This is a genomic window from Arthrobacter sp. NPDC056493 (assembly GCF_042795115.1).
Lineage (GTDB): Bacteria > Actinomycetota > Actinomycetes > Actinomycetales > Micrococcaceae > Arthrobacter.
Genome location: NZ_JBHTSL010000009.1, coordinates 101,434 through 119,870, shown reverse-complemented (window position 1 = coordinate 119,870; position 18,437 = coordinate 101,434). Strand labels below are relative to the sequence as shown.

Below are 18,437 nucleotides of genomic sequence, written 5' to 3'. Positions count from 1 at the left end.
CTGACACACAAAGCGCCGGGTTTTCCGCGGGCGCCCCACGGCCGCCGCCCAACACTCCGGAGCCCCAGCCAACTCCCGCCACGCGCACGCCAGTGCATGGGGCGGACGAACGCCTCGTTCGAGGGCGCCACATTTGGCACGGCCGAATACATGCCTGGCCGTGCGTGCGGGGATTCTCAAACTGAGCGCAACCGGGAGGCGCATGCAGCGTCAGCATCACTGAAACTTGATTTACCGTCCGACACGGGATTCACGGTCGGTGCGGGCTGCTCCGGCTACCGCCACGGATGAGGGGAAGCTGGGAAGCAGCGAAGGCCTCGCACCTTCCCCTCATTCGGGGCCGCCCCCACGGCCTTGGCCCGACTGCTTCACGCCCTGAACGGCGCAGCGGCCTGGAAGCTCGCCGGCGCCAGCCCCTCTGGCCAACCCAACTTCCATCTGCCCCACGCGACCGGGGGCCCGAACAGTTATGGTCTCGGGCACCCACGTGATTACGACCATTGGAAATGGGTCCCGGACTCCCTCTTCCAGAGCGTATTTCTCCGCTCCGGCCCTCCCGGATCTGCGCGTAGTCGTCAGGAGCGCCGCCCCCGTTTTCTCGTCGTCGTGGTGGGACCGTGACCCGGCGCTACTGCTGAGCTCCGATAGTGTGGGCCCATGCCCATCGAAATCGCTGCCGCAGCAGGCACCGCTGAGGCCCTGGTGGCCCGCCCGTCCACCGCAACTGGCCCACTTCCCGGCGTCATCCTCTACATGGACGCCTTCGGTCTGCGACCCCGAATCCAGGAGATGGCCCAGCGCATCGCCGACTGGGGCTACGTGGTGCTGGCACCCAACGTCTTCTACCGTGATGGATCTATCGCCGAACTGGCCCCGGCTGCGGACATGTCAACCCAGGAAGGCAGGGAAGCTGCAGGCAAGGCTGCCTTCCCCCGGGTTGGCCGACTGACACCGGACAAGGCCCTGCGGGACATCACTGCTTGGGTGTCCGCGCTGGCCGGACTCGAGGGCGTAGCTCCCGGCCCCATCGGGACCACCGGTTACTGCATGGGGGCCCGGCTGGCTGTCCGGACCGCAACCTCACACCCGGACCTGGTGGCAGCGTGCGGCGGCTTCCACGGCGGCGGGCTGGCCACGGCCGAACCGGACAGCCCGCACCTCAAGCTTGGCGACGCGCGGGCCCGGTTCGTATTCGGCCACGCGGACCATGACCGCAGCATGGCTCCGGACGCCGTCGCCCGGCTCGGCGAAGCCCTACAGGCCACAGGGCTTGAGGCGACCAACGAAATCTACGCAGGGGCGCCCCACGGCTATACCATGGCCGACACCGCCGCCTTTGACCCCGAAGCCACCGAGCGGCACTTCCAGGAGCTGCGGGCCTTACTCGACACGACCCTGAAGGGCTGAGCTCCCGGTGACCGCCCGCGGCCGGTCTGCCAACTCGTCATCACGGGGCCGGTCAGGCCACAGACCACGGCGGGCGGGCAGCGCCATGCTCATGGATGATCTGACCCCGTTCACCGAAAGCTTCGTCGCCGCCGTCGTAAACTCCCGAAATGGACAGGGCCTCACCAGAGCCTGGCGCGCATGGGTTCCTATCCGCAAAGGGCGCTTCAGCGCCCACCAGCCGGTCACGCAGTCACTCTCCAGTCTGGCAATGAACAGTCACGAACGACCAACCAGGCAGCAGTCATCTCAGTTCCGGACGGCGCGCTAAAATCAACAGCGTCATGCAGTCGACGCCGACAATAGACGTGAACAGCTATGTCGCCCGACTCTTGGAGCCATGCGCTGGCCGTCGCCGTGTCTGAGGTTCACCGCGTGGCTGGGCCTGAAGGCGCTGCGCCGTAGAGGTCCCCGATGATGGCCTTGGCGATAGTGGACGCCGGGTCCCGCCCATCCGGTGACGGGGCAAGGTTGGTCCACACCACCAAGGTCACCTTGTTCTGCGGATCTCTGCCCATGAAGGTGTTGTAGCCGGGGAGTTCGCCGGTGTGTCCGAAGAGCGGGCCGAACTGGGCCAGTGCCATGCCATACCGCGCCGCGTCTGGGTTGTCCGGGTCGATCGGCGCAAGGCTCTCCATGCGCTTCTTTTGAAGGTCCGGGTTGAGCAGCTTGCCATCGGTGAGGCCCTCGGCCAAGGTCATGAGGTCGCCCGCCGTGGAGACGCCCTGCCCGGCAGCCCACGTCCAAGAAGGGTTGGCGTTTGTGTAGTCATTCGGTTTCAACGACCCGTCCTGTGCCTTCGCCATCAAGTCCGCTGGAAGCCTGGTCGTGGACAGAGTGAGGAGATTGTCCATGTACATGTAACCGCGGGAGAAGGGCTTGGGAAGGACCGAAGAGTCCGACGCCGGAAACGATGTTTGTTCCAGGCCGAGTGGTCCCAGGATCCGATTGCGCACGATCTGCCCGAAGCCCTTGCCATCCAGTTTCTCGGCTATGAGCCCCAGCAGAACCGTATTGGTATTCGAATAGTGGAAGCCTTCGCCGGGGCCGAAATAAGTGGGCAGCGGCAGGGCGATACCCAACAGTTGCTCAGGCGTCCAGACCCGCTGCGGCGTGATATCGAGGGCCTTGCTGAGCTCGTACGACTCCGAGTAGTTGTAGATTCCGCTACGCATGGTCAGGAGTTGTTCGATGGTGATCTTGTCGCCGTTGGGTACGTCAGAGCGGTACTTCGAAACGGGATCCTCAAGATTCAGTTTGCCTTCCTGCACGAGCTGAAGAATGACAGTCCCGGTCCACGTTTTTGTGACGGAGCCGATGCGGATGTGGTCATCGAGTGAGACAGATGTAGACCCTCCGGCGCTCGTCACGCCGTAGGTGAGGCTGACGTCGCCTTGGGTGGTGCGGAGCATCATGGCCGCTCCCGGTACGAGCAGCTCCTTTGCGAGAGTTTGGAAAGTGTTCTGGACCTTGGCTTTGTCAAGTCGGCCAAGAGTCGCCGATCCTGTCTTTCCTTCCTCCGTCGTGCCGGTAGGTGAAGCGGCCACCGTCGGCGGTGCAGTGGACGATGCGGGGGCCTGCGTGGGCGTGGATGTGCACCCGGAGATCGCCAACGTGGCTGCTGTTGCAATGCCGAGGGCGATGAGGAGGCGGGAGGGGACATGCCAATTGTGATTGTGCCTGCTACTGGTCACGGTTTACTCCACAGCGACTCTGATAATTGCGCTCAACCTACCCCAGCGGCGTCGCGAGATCTACCCCTTCCCGGACGTTATGACATGAGGCAACAGACGCTCACCACTCAACCCTTGGTATCCAAAGCCACGCCTTGTGTGGAGCCCTCTTCTACATTTCTCTTCCGGACAGACGCCATTTGCCTCATGAGTTGAAGCAAATGGTTACATGCGTCATTTTCGTTGAAGAAAACCTGTTCCTCATGCCGGTGGCCGCGCTCGGAATAGTAGACGGCCCATCATGTTCGTCCCGGGGTGCCACAGCTTTTGCGGACCACAGCCGCATGCTGCCAGGCTCCCTAACCCTCCGGCGGCGCTCAAAATCGGCCGTCGTAGCTTTCCCTGATGGCCAGAGCGGTGAAATTCCAGCCTGCGATGATCTCGTTCAGGTCGTGGTTCGGGCATGATTTGCCCAGCCGGCGAACCAGCCCCGTTTCAGCCTCCATGGACGCCGCCATCCGGTGCGCGCAGTCGATCATCTCCCGGATTTTCTGGGCGGGAGGCACAGGCGGTTCAGGCGGCGTGATCTCATCCATGGGGCAAGTGTGGCATGGCGCCTTCTGAAGCGGCTCCAATCTATTGGACCTAGACAGTAGGTTAACCCTTTGTAACCACTCTGGACTTACTTAGCTGGGAGAAAGCTGTGAGTGATACCGTCGTCACTGGCCAGACATTTGGGATTTCAGCACATTATCGCGTGGGGATCCGCATCCCCATCATCACGCGAATTTCGTAAATCGTCTCAAGGGGGGACAAATGAAGAAGTCTATTGCAGCGCTTGCACTTGCAGGAATAATCGCACTGACTGGCACCGCTCCGGCCGTGGCAGCCACCTATCCGGCGCCGGGCAATGAGAACGGCATCGTTTCCGACGGCACCATAGCCCGCGGCGAATCCATCACTTTCTCCGGCAGCGGCTACATCGCCGGCGAAACCATCAACATTTCGTTCCAGCGGACCGGCGGCAAGAAGAATTCGGAAGGCGAGCGGCCCGCCCCCTCCAACTTCAACGTCATCGCTGACCGCACAGGCGCTTTCTCGACCACCATTACCTTCCCGGACGGTGGCAACTACATGATCACCGCCGTCGGCGTCACGTCCGGCACCACGCGCTCGGCAGCCGTGGTTGTGAATTCCGGCAACGGCGGAGGCAACAACAACGGCGGCGGCAAACATGTCGGCGCTGGCAAGGGTAATTCCGGTTTCGCTTCCGTTTCCAGCGTTACCGCCGCTGGCACCGCAACCGGCCAGGCCAGCAGCGTTGCCGATTCCAACCTGGTCCTGTGGTCGCTGGTTGGCGCAGGCGCTCTGGCCGCCAGCGCAGCATCCGCAGCGGTGGTTCGCCGCCGCGCCAAGGATGCTGAAGCCAAAGCCTAGGCTCCAGGCAATTAGCACGTCGTCACAGAGGGCAGGTGCATCTCCGGGAATCCGGAAAACACCTGCCCTTTGCTTTAACCATCCAAGCGAGAAACATGCTTTAGCGCCGGCCCGATGCGCACGCGCCTAAGTAACGCACCCGGCGACTGCGTGTTGGTGCTTTGATCCTGGCGGCGGCGAGGTCGACGCCTTTCGACCCTCCAGTAGCATGTCTCCTAAATCCTCGTGTCGGGATGCTTGATGGGTGTCTCGTACTTCTGATTTGACTGATGGGCAGTGGGCCCGCATTCAGCCGTTGCTGCCGTCCTCTGATGGTCGTCGGGGTCGTCCGTTCCGGGATGACCGACGGGGGGTGGAGGGGATCATTTACCGGTATCGGAGCCGGATCGCCTGGCGCGATGTGCCGGCCGAGTTCGGTCCGTGGCAGACCATCTGAAAGCGGTACCGCCGCTACAGCGGCGACGGCACCTGGGACAAAATGCTGGCCGGACTGCTCACGGAAGCTGACGCCCGGGGCGAAGTGGATTGGTCGATCTCCGTGGACTCGACAGTGAACCGCGCCCACCAACACGGCACCAACCGTCCCGGCACCACAGGGGCCCCGTCTAATTACATGAATCTGTTAGATGAACCAGACGACCATGCGATTGGCCGTTTCCGCGGCGGACTGAGCTCCAAGAGCCACGCCCTGGTCGATGGCAAAGGCAGGCCGCTGGTGCTGCTGGTCGCCGCCGAGCAGGGCGGAGACGCGCCGGTGTTCACCCGCCGGATGGACCAGTTGAAGATCAACCGCGCCGGTCCGGGCAGGACACGCACACGCCCGGGCCGGCGCGGTGGCAAGGCCTACTCATCCAAGGCGAGCCGGACCCACCTCCGCGACCGCGGCATCATCGCTGTCACCCCGCAGCCCTCCGATCAGATCGGTCACCGATAATCGTCACGCGCCCAGATGGCGAGTACGTGCGTAGCCGATAGATCGGCTCATCGCCAACATCCGTCGCTCCCCCTGGTTCCTCGAACTGGTGCGGGCATCTTCTCATCCACTTAGTAAGCGTTTCATCGACCAGTCAAGCCACGATGTAAGGCTTCGCTTCCATCAAGCGGGAGTACGAACACTGAGCGTACCGGCGATCCGTTCGATCTCGTGATCCACCGAGATTTCATGTAAAACGAACGTTTCTCGATGACTGACGGACCCGCGTCAATCATGAGTCGTTGACGGAGGACGAAGGCAGCCAACCAAAGCGACGCGACGGTCTGCGACATGATCCGAAGACACTGCCGGGTCTAGTTGAGACTCTCGGCCATCTGGAACGCTTGCTGGCATTCAATCTGAACTCGATGGCGACGTGCACGCCGATGCTCAATTTCTCTACGAACTTTCACGATCTTCAACGAATGCGCGAGGAAGTTACTGCCCTCCGAGCGGCCATCTCGCGTGCCTCAACAATCATTGCGACTGATACCCCGCTCGCAATCCGGTTCCCAGATCAGGAACAGACTTGGCTTCTGGAAGGTAAGCTTCTTTCGCCGAAGCAGTTGACCTTCTTGGCCAAGATTGCTGCCGATAACCACACGGCAGAGACGGTAGCTTACTCGTCAGTGATCACGGAACTCGTCTTGGATCCACCGCACGTTGGTTACTTCAAGGAGCGGGCGTAAATCGAGGAGAATTTTCAGGCGGCCATGCGTAATTCGTGCCCACGCTGTCGGGCAAAAGCCGGTGAGATGCCCGTCTCCGTACTGCGCACGCAATCGACGTCCCTTCCCACTGGCTCTAACCTCAGATGCTCAGCGCATCACGTACCGGGCGGACGTTCCGCCGAGAAACCGGGACCATCGTGTTCGTTGGATCGTCCATGACCAGGACCAGTTCGCCCTTTTCCCGACGCTCGACCTCCCGGACACGGCTCAGGTTGACCAGATACTGACGGTGGACCCGCAGGAAACTGCCGGTACCGGCAAGGTCGGCTTCGAGTTTGTCCAGCCCGGACACCGCAGCCTGCAGCCTGCCATTATCCGTGTGCAACCACACACCGCTACCATCCGCCTCGGCCACCGTGACCTCCGAGGCCTGCAGCATCACCATCCGGTTCTCCGCACGCAACGCAACAATCCGGCGCGGGGGTTGCCCCAACAATAACCCGCCTGCTTCTGCCTGCGGGAACTGTTCGCCGGCGACAGCACCGAAAGAAATCAGGTGTCCGATCAGCTCGCCGCGACAGAAGACGGGGCGGAACTCGACCGATGACGGTTCGTCAGCGAGCTGGGTGAAGATTTGCGTCGATCCGGTCCACGCATGGTCTGTTCTCGCCCGTGTGGTGGCATAGCGGGCCGCGTGGATGAGTGCCGGGAGCTGGGGAATCCAGCGGCCCACCGCATCAACCGCAGGCGTGTTGCTGGGGACGCCGAGGATGACGCTTGCCGTATCGTCGGCGATCACTACCGCACCTGCCGTGTCGACGGCGGCGAGCGGCTGCCTCGACCGGCCGCGGGCGTGCGTGTAGACGGCGAGCAGCTCGGCGCCGCTGTCATGGGCGCGCCAGCGCAAACTGCTCTGCGCGCGGGATCCGGCCCTCTCCAGCCATTGCCGCGTTGTCGAGGGCAGCTCACTGCGCCAAACCGAAATATTCAGAACGGCAACCGGCTCCTTGCTCACAACGTCGCGCACCGCCACCGCCGCGCAGGACCAGTCGTGAAAAGCCTGGGCCCAATGCTCCGTCTGCCTGATCATCACCGCGCGGCAGGCCACCAGAGCTGTACCCATGCTATTCGTACCCACCGCGCTCTCGGACCAGCTGAACCACGGGGCAAGACCGCCCGCGTTGGCGACCGAACGGGTGTACCTATCGCCCCAGGAGGTCAGGATCCTGCCGCCAGCATCGGCGATGGTCACGACACCCCCGGCGTCCGCCACACCGTTTGCCATGGCCGCGGCACAAAAACCCAACTCCGCGAACACGACATCTTGGTCGAGGGAGTAACCTGCCTGGGAGTCCGGCGCACCAGGCACCTCGGTCAGAAACGGATCGATGTGGTACTGGTCCCGGGAACGCTGCCAGGAGATCGCCACTTCCGGCCGCACACCATGCACATCATCCTCACCCCGGACGAAACGCTCCCACGCACCGTGAACCTCGGCCTTGTTTGACTCTCGGGATATCCGCTGCAACCGGTTCTCATCGGGCATTATGCACCGCCTTAGGGTTCAGTCAAATTATACGCCGTTGTGATAGGCCCCCTCAGTGTGGAAGACCGGTTGACACTGAAGGATGGTGGCTCACCTTGGCGTTCAGGTTGTGGAGAATGGACATTTCAGCGTCCGGCTTGTATTTCACCGTCGTGCTCACTTGTGGCTACCACCCGCCCCTAAGGCGCATTTCCTATCAGCATCATGTGACCGGTGCCGCTACTCAGTGGATGGTCAACCCATTGGCTGCCGGTTTGGGGAGCGGAAAACTTCCCCGCAACGGACAGAACGCTACCGCAATCCTCACCGAGTCAGCTCTGTGACCAGGCCACGGCAGTCAGACTGGACTGGCCGCGGGAGGGAATGAAAGCGTCCCTTTGCAATGGATGACGGCGACTGCGGAACGGCGGTTCGCCGATCCGACGTATCGGGCCAGTTGTGGGCAAAGTGAGCGGTGGCTTACTGGGTGCGCATGGCGTTCGTCAAGGAGCACCCGCTCTTCACTGGGGAGGATTCCTCCACGGCCAACCTCATGCTCTCGGTCATGGGGCCTTCGCGGAATTTGGACGCTCGATCAGGGAACGCCAGCGGGAGGCATCGCCTTGGCTAAGCAGCGCGGCGCCTACCGCGGACGCAAAAATACGCTTACCCCGGAAGGGGCAGCCGAGCCGGTCCAGCGGGCGGCCAATGGAATTTCTAACTCAGTAGTCCAAGACGGCGCGGACGCCATCGAGCCCTTTCACTGACCCGAGCGATCAAACCGTTGAAACACTACTTTGGCGAACACCGGGATGTTCGAATCCCGCTGTTACCGACTGCCAGTCCAAGACGATGTGAGACCTGTACCGACCCGACCGGCACGCGGTTCGTCGACTAAAACGTTAGTGGCGGGTGACCCGGCCGTTGTCGGGAAGACACACGAAGAAGGCGGGCTGCCGGACGGGCGCCAACGGGACTACGAGCCATCGGCCGCCATAAAATTCCACGTACGAATCTGAGGGGCAGCAGGCGTAGGCTTCTTCTCGTGTCATCTCGCTCTCTTTCTCGCTCTATCTTTCTCGCTTGGTAGTGAACTGCTCGAACTCCCCTTGCGCAACAGCTCGCTCGTCCGAGCCGGTTGAGAGACAACCGTATGCCCACCCCGACCCGACTTCCAGCCACCACCGCCCGACCACCCCACCACACCGCTCACCCGCCTGAACTCACCGCTCAACATGAGATCTAAGTCATGTTCCCCACCACCACAAAACCGGGACTGTCTGAGTAACGGTGTGATCCACTGTTGGCTGACACGCCGGGTGTTGTCTGGCGGGGAGGGCTGATCATGAGAAACACCATGGATGCCATGGCAACGGTTCGGATCAGCAGGCTCACGGCCGGAGCGATCGCGGCCCATTCGCCGTCCACTCCTGTCAGGTGGCGCCACACCCCGGGAACTTGCAGCTGATCGCCACAAGGGAGTCAATTGCGCCTGGCCAGTAAAGAGGGAGCAGCCGGTCCGGTGAGAGTCCGGACCGGCTGCTTCTCTACGGGTTCAGATTCCCGTTGAGGATCGTTTTCGACTATGCCGTCGGTGTGCGGGTTTCTTCAGGTTCACGGGTGGTAACCGGGGCAGCAGGCAGGGTCTTTAGTTCCAGGAGCTGCCCCCACGTGGTGCCAACCAGCACCTGCACAACACCGAAGATTCCAATTGGGCCCAGGACGTCGCCGGCCAGTGCTACACCGATGACTGCAGCCCAGACCGGTTCCGTGCCGAGCAAGAGACTCACTCTGGTCGGGGAAGTCTTGCGAACCGCCCACATCTGAATAAGGAACGGGAAAACGGTCATCTGGACGAAGGTCAGGTTTAGCGAATCGATGCTTCGTCCTGCCGAGAGCCGGTGCAGCCCTGTCACGTGGACCGCCCGTGCCACGGCGGCCAGCAAGATCAACAGATCGCCAGACCCGAACGATGCTGCTGCACCGCCTGTGGCGAGGAAGTAGACCCAAGCCCCAGCGATCACCGCGGCCAGATAGAACAGCCTGCTGAGCTTCCGCCTGCCGACGACGATTTCCAGGACGGGGGTCATCACGATGGTCAGGCTGATGATCAGCCCGGCGTTGGTCGCACTGGTCGCGGCAATGCCGAAGGTCTCGAAGGTAAAGACGGTCGACAGCAGCACGCCAAGAATGCAGCCGATCGCTGCCTCGGTCTTTTGCAGCCGATAGCGCATCACGACTCCCTTTTCGGTGCGCACGGATTCAGCCCCCAGGCTTCGCGGTCACGAAGGTACAGGGCATCCGGAGCATGAATCCATCTTTTCCCGGATGAGCCGTTCACTGAGGCAGGCCGTTTCCAGATGCCGCATCGTTCCTGGGAGGATCCAGGCCGCCGGCATCTCTCGTACCGCGAGGACCTTTTCGCCGCGGTCGAGATGCTCCAGGCCGCTATAGCGTCCGAGCCGAATTTCCCCACGCGATGATTGAGCTCGTAATGACCGCACCAAGGTCCATAGTGCGGCCGTCCACGGTCACGGGGAGTCCGTTCTCAAAGCCGATGGCTATCTGCTCTTCGGGGTAGCTGCCGGTGTCGGCCGTCCACTGGTACAAGTCCTGTTCCATGACGTGGTTTTCGGGGTCGTCCGAGACCCCGGATTCGTATTCCCGGCACCACAGGTTGGAGTCACCGCTGGCGACGCGCTGAGCCATCCTGGTGAGGCCAGCCTCGTCGAGGTGCTCAATTTTCGTTAAGCGGTCGACCGGATTGAGGTCGTACGGACTTCCGTAATGGCCCCCGAACTTCAGGGCGCTGATCGCCCCGTTCAGCCGTCGGAGAGAGTTTTGCGACCGGTTAGCCGTGCGCAGAAGCATCCGTGCGCCCGTCTTTTCCGCAAGCTCCACGGCAACTTTTGCGAGCAGCGGCCGCGACAGCGAAGAGCTGATGGTGTGTCAGGGCAACTCTGGTCGAGCCGTCACTGCAGGGGCCGGAATCGTAGGGCGACCACCCCCGACCGGAAGTCATGGCGATCCACGAGCTGGAGCCGAATGTGCTCGCGCAAACCGTTGAGCAACGAAGGCCCGTGTCCGGCGAGGACAGGCTGCACAAGGAAGACGTACTCGTCGATCAGTCCCAGATCTGCCAACGCCAGCGGGAGCGTCACTCCACCCACGAAGAGCCCTTCGCCTGGCGCTTGCTTGAGCCGTTCAACCGCTGGACCCAGCTCTCCTTTCACCAGCTCGGCGTTCCAATCGACCTGGCTCAGCGTGCTCGACACGACGAACTTCTTCGCTTGGTCGATGGTCTCAGCGAACGGGATCTCCCACTCATCCATCCAGTCAGGCCATTTACCCGTGGCCGGCTTCCGCCACGCCGACTCCATCATCGCGTAGGTCGTACGGCCGAATAACAGTGCATCCGCTCGCGCCATCTCCGCGGTCCAATAGTCCATCGATTCCTCGTCCGGAGGAAGGCCTGCCTCGTGATGGCAGCAGCCGTCGAGCGTGACGTTGATGGAATATCGAAGTGGTCTCATCTCGTTGCTCTCCCTCGATGCGCGCGGCGCGTCTCACCGGACCATGCTCAGACGATAGTCCGCGCCATTCTTCATTGAAGTCCGATGCCACCTAATTATCACCGCCGTGGTGCGCGCCGGAACTCTTCAGCTACATTATGGTGATTCCGGTGAGCCGACGGGACATCGACCCCACAAAGACACGGCGGGTCGGACACACTGCAACACGGACAAACTACGCCGCCCCCGCCGGCAACGACTACATCTGCGATATCGGGGTAGACACCAAAACGGGAACCGCAATGGCACAGGGTGCGTGTGGCTGAAAAATCAGCAGGCCCCGAACTTCCTGGTTCGGGAACCACTAGCCGTGACCTGCCCCGCCAGGGAACGCCGCGCAAATGCGCGACAGGAACCGGCGAGCTGGCCGCGCAGAAGGCAAACGGTGCTCGGTAGTGTGCACAGTCGCTGGCGGTGGTCAGCAGGCAGTGTGTGGTCCTGGAACGAGCCGTCTACCCCCTAGCGCCCGGGCTTTCCTGTGCTCTGGGGACACCATTTGCCAGGAGCGCGATGCTGGTGCTTCCCATGCGGCACGACGCCGCGCGTGACTGGACGCGGGTTCGGCTTACCTGTGCAGCGAGCGGAGGGTGAAGACTAACGCCCAGTCCTGGTCGTTGGCGTAGGGGTCAAAGTACTGCGCTCTCTGTCCGTTGATGAGCAGCGGGTACACGTAGGCACAGGCCGCACGTCCGTCGTCGAAGATTAGCGGCAGTACACCGCGAAGCGATGCGTCGGCGCGGCGTGCGTACTCCGGGTCGTTGGCGATTGCGGCATAAGCCGAGAACACGTTCCCAGTCAAGGCACTCCAATAATGTGGGAAGGTGTCGCCATAGGTCCGCCGCTTGCCGAACCAGTGCCCGTCCCAGTGGCGCACCGCAACCTCGCGCAGATGGTAGTCCGGCTGCACGCCATTGAACTGATCGAGAATTTTTATCTGCTCGCGGGCTGCCTTGAGGAACTTTTCTTCGCCGGTCAGCAGGTAGACCTGGAGCAGGATGTCCGCGGCGGGAGCTACGATGCTTTGCTCATAATTCACCTCACTGGGCGGATAGAGGGTGCCAACTGTGGCGATGGCATCCGCATGTCTGACGAAGTTTTCACGGGCCGCCGCCAGTTCGCTGGGAAGACCAAGTGCCTCGAGAGCATTCATCAGGGCAGAGATGGGGTGTTCGATGGGATAGAACCGGCCGCCGCCCTCTTCGTAGAATCTTGCGATGATCCGGTAGGCGACGACGACGTCTTCCGGGTTGCCGTCGAGCCGGTGCAGTTCCAGGAAGAATGAGGCATACCAAGGCGCGTTGTAGAGACGCTTGTAGCTGCCGTCACGGCCCATGTCGTTAAAGGAGGTTCCGGACTCCTCGTCAATTAGTTCGCGCCGGACATACGCGGCGTATTTGTCGAGGCTTTCGCGCACCAGCAAAGGGACGAGACGGTCAGTCACCTCGATGATCCCGTCCCTCACTGCGCAGAGGTACTGGGCCAACAAGATACCCATGCCCACCCTCTCGCGGCCGCCGTTGTAGTCGTTGACGTGGTTGTAGTACCGGTGGTCTTCCTCGTTGTCGTACGTGAGGAAGGCGCCGCGGAGGTTGTCGATCGATCCGTCGTACTGCTGATGCCTGGCTATGAAGTCACAACGGCGCTCCAGAACGTCATCGAAACGGTCCTTTACCAGAATCCGCGTGTGGACTGTCCGGTCGCCGGCGCGCACCACCATTTCCCGTTCGCCCGGCTCGTTCACGTCGAACTCAACAGTGAAACTGCCATCCGGCTCCCGTTGGGCCGGAACGCCGTTGACCGTCACCTGGGACGGCGGAAAGGATGCTTCGATACGAAGCCGGGCTGTTTCTCCGACGAAGAGGACATGCCGGTCCCACTCGGCCCGAACGAAGCGGCTGCGCCGTCCTGCCTGGACAAAAAAGTCCTTTTTGTCCAGGCAGGGAAAAATCGACCACGAAACCCTGGTCTGCTCTCCGGGCTCCAGGACAAGCGGCGATGGATGCAGGATGAAGCAGCCACGATCGTTGCTCTCCCTAGTGGCGTCCCGCTCGATGCTGTAAGCCGACAGGCTGCCCTCGGTGAGGACGAGCCCCAGATGGGGAGCCTCACCACCCATCCGCAGTGCAAGAACGAAACTTGATGAGCCGCCGCAAAAGACCTGGGCGTTGCAGCGCCGGGTTCCTATCGCTTGAGGGTCGTCGTAGCGGTCTTCGAGCGGCAGGGAGATCCCTATGTCATCGACCCTGGTGAAGAACGGGCGGTCGCTGAGGTTCGTGAGGGTTATCTCGGTCCTCAGTTCGTCGCCAACGAACGTCGTGCTCACCTGCGCATCCAGCTTAGGGGCACCGCCCGGGTTCTCAAACGGCTCAGGAAGGGACACTTTTGCGTAGGGGTAGTCCGGGCGAAGCCAGTTCATCCGATGGGGATCGTTTGCGAATCGCAGTTCCACGTTGTGTGCTTTCCTTCAGTCTCGGGCAGCCACCCTACATACTGTGAGGCACGGCGTCGAGAGCGGCGACTGGCTTCGACGAGATTCTTGGCGCGGGCCATGGGACGCCCTGACCACGGCGGATCTTTCCCGCCAAAAGCCCTATTCGTTAGGCAGAGCCAGAACTGCCGGGATAAAGCACCGTTCGCGGCAAAGCACCGTTCGCGGCATCGGTGAGGGCTCGGACACTTGATATGCAAGCTGCTACTTGCCTAAAGTATGTCCATGGCTGATGTGTTCCGGGCTCTTGACGATGAGACGAGACGCCTTGTTCTCGACGAACTGTCAGCACGTGACGGCCAGACCCTGTTCGAGATTTGTTCCCTGCTCACGATGCGGCATGGTCTAAGCCTTACGCGTCAGGCGGTCTCGCAGCACCTCGGCGTGCTCGAGTCTGCCGGTCTCATCGTGACGGAGCGCCACGGACGTGCCAAGTTCCACTACTTCAACCCCGAGCCACTCGCCCAGGTCACCGATCGATGGCCCACCAGAAAGAGGACCGAACAATGAAAATTGCCCTGACGAGCCTGTTCGTCGACGACCAGCGGGCGGCCCTCGCCTTCTACACCGACGTGCTCGGCTTCACCAAGCGCCATGACATCCCCCTCGGCGATGACTTTTGGCTTACCGTTGTGTCGCCCGAGTCGCCTGACGGTCCCGAGCTGCTGCTGGAACCCTCGGGCCACCCCGCAGTGAAGCCCTATCGGGATGCCCTTGCCGAAGACGGCATTCCCCTCGCGCAATTCGCGGTGGAGGACATCGAGGCCGAGCACGCCCGGCTGACCAGCAGGGGCGTGGTGTTTACCCAGCCGCCGACTGACGTCGGCACCGCTGTCGTGGCAGTCTTCGACGACACCTGCGGCAATCTCATCCAGCTCATAGAAATGAAGTCAGACGAAAACCACCCCGACGCCCGCTAAGAGTTCGGGACCGACCTCCAGTTTGGCTCCCGTCGCTTTTCCACCCGCAGACGAAAGACATCTTCGGTCGTTGCGGAATAACCCCAACATGATGACCTTCTCCAGCCACTGAACGGCTTCGAGCTCTTCGGTGAAGTACCTGCCCGGGCAGGGAAGCTGCAGTCGGAGGATACGGTGTGCGAGGACCTGTCCGCTGGTGTTCGGCCCAGGATGGCCGAACGGCGGCAGGAACCACCGTGCCGTGATCCTGGATGGCAGCTGGGTGAATATAGGTGGTCCCGGAGACGTCCAGAAGAAGCCCGACAGACTGTCCGCCCGTAAAGGGACGCACTGCACACCGGGCCGCCTCTGCGTCATCCTCGTCGAAGGTCACATCGATGCACCTCTTGAGCCAAAAGCCGTCGACGAGCCCATGACAGCCGAAGCATCGAACTGCCCCAGTCCCTTGAATTGCTGCGATGGGCTGGCGCCACTTACACCAGTGGCGGTCTGGGATAGTGGTCGCATCCCGACACCGTTGCGCCATCGGGTCGGAACGGCGTTCATGCACCACGTCTAACGTTCCCCGCTCTGCGATTCCTCCGAAAACGTCGCCATTTCCAGTGTTGACGTAGGCGAAGCAATCGGCCCGACAGCAAAAAGCCCCGTAACGCCAGCGCACAGGGCAGCGCCAGGCGAAGCAGCCTGGCGGCTATCCGGGACGGAAGAGGGCCCTTCCGTGGGAGCGGCCCCTGGGCCGGCGCTTCGGGGCGCCAGTCAATTTCCCAAATCTGTAGTTGCCGGCGACTACTGAATCAGCCGGGAAGGGCGGCCAGTACCTGCCCCAAGCCAGGCCCGGCGGGAATCGCTCCCCTGCTGACCGAAATCTTAACTCCGAGTTCGATGGAATCACGCGTGTCGGCGTTCCCGAGGCGCGAAGGAGGAGGAGGAGCCGTGACTCGGGCGAGACCAAGAGTTCCTGTTGCCTACTCCTCGCGGTCGATCTCCAGGTAACTGAGGCCGCTCAAATCCAGCCAATACTGGGTTGGGGTTTCCACCAGCCTCAGCAGCACGCCCTTGCAGTCGCGGCAGCGCACCACGATCCCGGGAGCGTCGGTGAAGACCATGGCCTCGCCGAAAGCCCTGACTGAGCCGCAGTGCCTGCAGCGCCCGAGCGCAGCGATGATGTCGATCCGGAACACTTCGGACAGGGCCCCGGCCGTGGCGTTCCCGTCCACATGCGCGATCGGGTCATGGGCTGATGTTGCAAGGTCCTGGTCCTCGGAGTCGGGGACTACGAAATCGTCGGCGCCGTTCACCGGATACCTCCCGTCCCGCCAAACCGTTCGGTCTTTATCGACTCCGGCGAGTAGCCCGCCATCACCAGCCAGTCCGCAACGGTCTCCACGAAAACCGTTTGGCCGCACACAAATACGTCCGGATTCTCCTCAGCCGGGAAGATCTTGCCCAAAAGGGCGTCCGCCGTAAGGCGCGCCGGCGCGACCGGCCAGCCCTCCGGCGTCGAACGCGTATAGACGTAGTCAACCATCAGCGTGGCTGATTCCTGATCCAATTGATACAGCTCGTCGCGGTAAAGCGACGTCTCGGGGGACTTGAGGGAATAGAGCAGCCTGAAAGGCGACACATTGCTGGAAGCCTGATGGGCGCGGATCATCGACATCAGCGGCACCACACCTGACCCTCCCCCGATCAGCTGCACCCGGTTACCGTTGCTGGGCCGCCAGACAAACCAGCCGCCCACCGGCCCGCGGATTTCCATCCGGTCCCCGACGGCCAGGTCCCGGACAAGGTAAGGCGACACTTCGCCGTCGGGCAGCTCGTCGACGGTGATTTCCAGATGCTCATCCGCGCTGGCGGATGCCACCGAGTACGAACGGATCGCGGTGTACCCGTCGTCGGCGGTGAGGCGGACGTCAATGTGCTGGCCGGCCAGATGTCCCATCAAGCCATCCACGCGCAGCCTAATGGTCCGGGCCGTGGCGTTTTCCAGGGACCCGCCGACCACCTCAGCGACACGCCATACGGTGCTCACGGCACCGGCCTCACGAATACCGCTCCTCGCGCCACGGATTACCGTGAAGATGGTAGCCATTCGATTCCCAGAAACCGGGAACATCTTCCCCTGTCAGTTCCAAACCGTGAATCCATTTAGCGCTTTTCCAGAAATACAAATGTGGTACCAAAAGCCGCGCCGGCCCGCCATGGGCCCGCGCAAGCGGTTCGCCCCCGAACTCCCACACAACCCACGCCTTGCCGCCCAAGAGATCCCACAGAGGAACATTGGTGGTGTAACCGCCGAAGGAATGCGCAGTGGCGAAATCGCTGGCCGTTTCGATGTTTTCAAAGAGCGTGTCCAATGAAACTCCACGCCACACTGTTCCCAGTTTTGACCAACTGGTCACACAGTGAATGTCCTTGGTGATTTCCTCCTGCGGCAAGGCCATGAACTCGCTCCAGGACCAGGAGAGCCGCCGGCCATTCTCCGCGGCGATGAAAAACTCCCATTCGTCAATGGGGACAAGCGGAGCAGGCCCGGCGGTAAGCACGGGAAAGTCCTGAGTCTCATGCTGCCCGGGAGGCAGGGCAGAATTCTCGGACCGCCGTCCACGGAAACCGGAAGAAATGATACCCATGATGCACCTCCGCAGTGGAGCTCCACCCGGCCAACGACCGTTGATGCCCCAACCATAGGCCAACGTCAGGTCGTGGTCTAGGCACCAACGGGACTCAGCCAGGACGCCGAACAAAAAACCAGGGCGAGGTTGAAGGGAACAGCTAACCGTGGGCGGGCGATGCGAGGCAAAGGTACACCCCAATTAGCTAAAACCCGGATTCCTCGGCCCAGAACGAGCTGGACGAGTCCAAGGCCGAACTGCCTCTGCCGTTCAGGACTGCGACGGAACTGCTGGGTCACTGCGCCGCCCGGGGGCCTGTCCATCGGGCAGGTCATGCTGGTCAACGAGCGCGCCTCCCGGTCCGAGGAGGAGATCCGGGCGGGCCTGCTGCACATCTATTCCGTGATGGAAGCCTGCGTGGAGGTCAGCCTGAAGCGCGAGGGGCTGCTGCCCGGCGGACTGAAGGTCCGCCGTCGTGCTCCCGGCTGGCACGAACGCCTCCTCAAGGAGGACAAGGACCGGGACCCCTAGTACTGGCAGGAATGGGTGACCCTGATCGCCCTGGCGGTCAACGAGGAGAACGCCTCCGGCGGCCGCGTGGTCACCGCACCGACCAGCGGCGCCGCCGGGATCATCCCGGTTGTGCTCTACTATGCCCTGAACTTCGCCCCGGCATGGACCAGGCCACGCAGAAAGACCGCGACGACGTCGTGGTCAAGTTCCTGCTCGCCGCCGGTGCCGTCGGGGCGCTCTACAACGAGCCGGCGGCCATTTCCGGGGCCGAGGTCGGCTGCCAAGGCGAGGTGGGCTCGGCGTCCTCCATGGCCGCAGCGGGCCTGGCCAGAGTCGTGGGCGGCACCCCGGCGCAGGTGGAGAACGCCGCCAAAATCACCATGGAACACAACGTCGGCCTGACCTGCGATCCGATCGGCGGGCTGCTCCAGGTCCCCTGCATCGAACGCAACCCGCCGATTCGCCGGATGCCCAGGGTGTGTTGCGCAACAAGCGTAAGCGGCGGCAACGACGGGGCCGGCTTCGGCTGGAGACCTGGGCTGTGTCGATCACTTGCGCCGGAGCCTTGGCTGGCGCTATTTACGTCGCCGTGCAGTACGGGGCA

17 protein-coding genes and 2 pseudogenes are annotated in these 18,437 nt (G+C 62.3%); 9 read left to right on the top strand and 10 right to left on the bottom strand.

The window, feature by feature from the left end:
* Positions 1–657 precede the first annotated feature (657 nt).
* Entirely contained in the window at positions 658–1,407 is a 750-nt protein-coding gene (locus ACFQ50_RS06345) for a dienelactone hydrolase family protein (RefSeq protein ID WP_377994682.1), read from the top strand.
* Positions 1,408–1,814: 407 nt separating this feature from the next.
* Here ACFQ50_RS06345 and ACFQ50_RS06340 read toward each other — a convergent pair whose 3' ends face one another.
* Both ACFQ50_RS06340 and ACFQ50_RS06335 read right to left on the bottom strand, forming a co-directional pair.
* Positions 1,815–3,059, bottom strand: coding sequence for a serine hydrolase domain-containing protein (locus ACFQ50_RS06340; RefSeq protein WP_377994693.1), 1,245 nt, complete (start codon positions 3,057–3,059; stop codon positions 1,815–1,817).
* Positions 3,060–3,496: 437 nt separating this feature from the next.
* On the bottom strand, positions 3,497–3,715 hold the full coding sequence (locus ACFQ50_RS06335; protein WP_377994681.1) for a hypothetical protein: 219 nt from the start codon (positions 3,713–3,715) through the stop codon (positions 3,497–3,499).
* A 220-nt stretch (positions 3,716–3,935) separates the two neighbouring features.
* Here ACFQ50_RS06335 and ACFQ50_RS06330 point away from each other — a divergent pair, with 220 nt between their 5' ends.
* The 4 genes from ACFQ50_RS06330 (at position 3,936) to ACFQ50_RS06315 (ending at position 6,218) form a co-directional block, all read left to right on the top strand.
* Complete coding sequence (locus ACFQ50_RS06330; RefSeq protein ID WP_377994680.1) at positions 3,936–4,556, top strand: hypothetical protein; 621 nt, start codon at positions 3,936–3,938, stop codon at positions 4,554–4,556.
* 244 nt (positions 4,557–4,800) lie between these two features.
* On the top strand, positions 4,801–4,992 hold the full coding sequence (locus tag ACFQ50_RS06325; protein ID WP_377994679.1) for a transposase: 192 nt from the start codon (positions 4,801–4,803) through the stop codon (positions 4,990–4,992).
* Positions 4,993–5,169: 177 nt separating this feature from the next.
* The gene (locus ACFQ50_RS06320) at positions 5,170–5,490 is read left to right on the top strand and encodes a hypothetical protein (protein WP_377994678.1); all 321 of its coding nucleotides are present in this window, start codon (positions 5,170–5,172) and stop codon (positions 5,488–5,490) included.
* Positions 5,491–5,771: 281 nt separating this feature from the next.
* Positions 5,772–6,218, top strand: a complete 447-nt coding sequence (locus ACFQ50_RS06315) for a hypothetical protein (protein ID WP_377994677.1) — start codon at positions 5,772–5,774, stop codon at positions 6,216–6,218.
* Between the two features lie 121 nt (positions 6,219–6,339).
* Here the strand turns inward: ACFQ50_RS06315 and ACFQ50_RS06310 are convergent, their stop codons facing one another.
* Positions 6,340–7,746: a LytTR family transcriptional regulator DNA-binding domain-containing protein gene (locus ACFQ50_RS06310; protein WP_377994676.1), complete on the bottom strand. Its 1,407-nt coding sequence runs from the start codon at positions 7,744–7,746 to the stop codon at positions 6,340–6,342.
* 466 nt (positions 7,747–8,212) lie between these two features.
* Here ACFQ50_RS06310 and ACFQ50_RS06305 point away from each other — a divergent pair.
* Positions 8,213–8,492, top strand: a pseudogene (locus ACFQ50_RS06305) (hypothetical protein); the annotation flags it as partial.
* A gap of 816 nt (positions 8,493–9,308) precedes the next feature.
* Here ACFQ50_RS06305 and ACFQ50_RS06300 read toward each other — a convergent pair.
* The 4 genes from ACFQ50_RS06300 to ACFQ50_RS06285 all read right to left on the bottom strand — a co-directional run bounded on the left by ACFQ50_RS06300 (position 9,309) and on the right by ACFQ50_RS06285 (position 13,746).
* Positions 9,309–9,983 (bottom strand): DMT family transporter, encoded by a 675-nt coding sequence (locus tag ACFQ50_RS06300; RefSeq protein WP_377994675.1) that lies wholly within the window; start codon positions 9,981–9,983, stop codon positions 9,309–9,311.
* A gap of 190 nt (positions 9,984–10,173) precedes the next feature.
* The gene (locus tag ACFQ50_RS06295; RefSeq protein ID WP_377994674.1) at positions 10,174–10,626 is read right to left on the bottom strand and encodes a hypothetical protein; all 453 of its coding nucleotides are present in this window, start codon (positions 10,624–10,626) and stop codon (positions 10,174–10,176) included.
* A 71-nt stretch (positions 10,627–10,697) separates the two neighbouring features.
* Positions 10,698–11,258, bottom strand: a complete 561-nt coding sequence (locus tag ACFQ50_RS06290) for a dihydrofolate reductase family protein (protein WP_377994673.1) — start codon at positions 11,256–11,258, stop codon at positions 10,698–10,700.
* 604 nt (positions 11,259–11,862) lie between these two features.
* A complete protein-coding gene (locus ACFQ50_RS06285; RefSeq protein ID WP_377994672.1) occupies positions 11,863–13,746 on the bottom strand; it encodes a hypothetical protein in 1,884 nt (627 codons plus the stop codon).
* Positions 13,747–14,010: 264 nt separating this feature from the next.
* Here ACFQ50_RS06285 and ACFQ50_RS06280 point away from each other — a divergent pair, with 264 nt between their 5' ends.
* The gene (locus ACFQ50_RS06280; protein WP_377994671.1) at positions 14,011–14,295 is read left to right on the top strand and encodes an ArsR/SmtB family transcription factor; all 285 of its coding nucleotides are present in this window, start codon (positions 14,011–14,013) and stop codon (positions 14,293–14,295) included.
* Positions 14,292–14,705: a VOC family protein gene (locus ACFQ50_RS06275; RefSeq protein WP_377994670.1), complete on the top strand. Its 414-nt coding sequence runs from the start codon at positions 14,292–14,294 to the stop codon at positions 14,703–14,705. Before ACFQ50_RS06280 ends, ACFQ50_RS06275 begins: the two co-directional genes overlap by 4 nt.
* A 965-nt stretch (positions 14,706–15,670) precedes the next feature.
* On the opposite strand, the gene ACFQ50_RS06270 is transcribed toward ACFQ50_RS06275, so the two are convergent.
* Genes ACFQ50_RS06270 through ACFQ50_RS06260 form a run of 3 tightly spaced genes read right to left on the bottom strand, consistent with a single transcriptional unit; the run spans position 15,671 to position 17,338 of the window.
* On the bottom strand, positions 15,671–16,003 hold the full coding sequence (locus ACFQ50_RS06270; protein WP_377994669.1) for a DUF6510 family protein: 333 nt from the start codon (positions 16,001–16,003) through the stop codon (positions 15,671–15,673).
* Positions 16,000–16,737 carry a ferredoxin reductase gene (locus tag ACFQ50_RS06265; protein ID WP_377994668.1) on the bottom strand — a complete coding sequence of 246 codons (738 nt, stop codon included), beginning with the start codon at positions 16,735–16,737 and terminating at the stop codon, positions 16,000–16,002. The genes ACFQ50_RS06270 and ACFQ50_RS06265 overlap by 4 nt, the downstream gene beginning before the upstream one ends.
* Positions 16,738–16,747: 10 nt before the next feature.
* On the bottom strand, positions 16,748–17,338 hold the full coding sequence (locus tag ACFQ50_RS06260; RefSeq protein WP_377994667.1) for a molybdopterin-dependent oxidoreductase: 591 nt from the start codon (positions 17,336–17,338) through the stop codon (positions 16,748–16,750).
* Between the two features lie 206 nt (positions 17,339–17,544).
* Here ACFQ50_RS06260 and ACFQ50_RS06255 point away from each other — a divergent pair.
* Positions 17,545–18,285: pseudogene (locus ACFQ50_RS06255) on the top strand (L-serine ammonia-lyase, iron-sulfur-dependent, subunit alpha); the annotation flags it as partial.
* Between the last annotated feature and the right edge of the window lie 152 nt (positions 18,286–18,437).

Bases quoted from the DNA above. Each gene is read 5' to 3' on its own strand.
- ACFQ50_RS06345 (WP_377994682.1), top strand. From the start codon at position 658: ATGCCCATCGAAATCGCTGCCGCAGCAGGCACCGCTGAGGCCCTGGTG.
- ACFQ50_RS06335 (WP_377994681.1), bottom strand. From the start codon at position 3,715: ATGGATGAGATCACGCCGCCTGAACCGCCTGTGCCTCCCGCCCAGAAA.
- ACFQ50_RS06330 (WP_377994680.1), top strand. From the start codon at position 3,936: ATGAAGAAGTCTATTGCAGCGCTTGCACTTGCAGGAATAATCGCACTG.
- ACFQ50_RS06320 (WP_377994678.1), top strand. From the start codon at position 5,170: ATGAATCTGTTAGATGAACCAGACGACCATGCGATTGGCCGTTTCCGC.
- ACFQ50_RS06310 (WP_377994676.1), bottom strand. From the start codon at position 7,746: ATGCCCGATGAGAACCGGTTGCAGCGGATATCCCGAGAGTCAAACAAG.
- ACFQ50_RS06290 (WP_377994673.1), bottom strand. From the start codon at position 11,258: ATGAGACCACTTCGATATTCCATCAACGTCACGCTCGACGGCTGCTGC.
- ACFQ50_RS06280 (WP_377994671.1), top strand. From the start codon at position 14,011: ATGGCTGATGTGTTCCGGGCTCTTGACGATGAGACGAGACGCCTTGTT.
- ACFQ50_RS06275 (WP_377994670.1), top strand. From the start codon at position 14,292: ATGAAAATTGCCCTGACGAGCCTGTTCGTCGACGACCAGCGGGCGGCC.
- ACFQ50_RS06260 (WP_377994667.1), bottom strand. From the start codon at position 17,338: ATGGGTATCATTTCTTCCGGTTTCCGTGGACGGCGGTCCGAGAATTCT.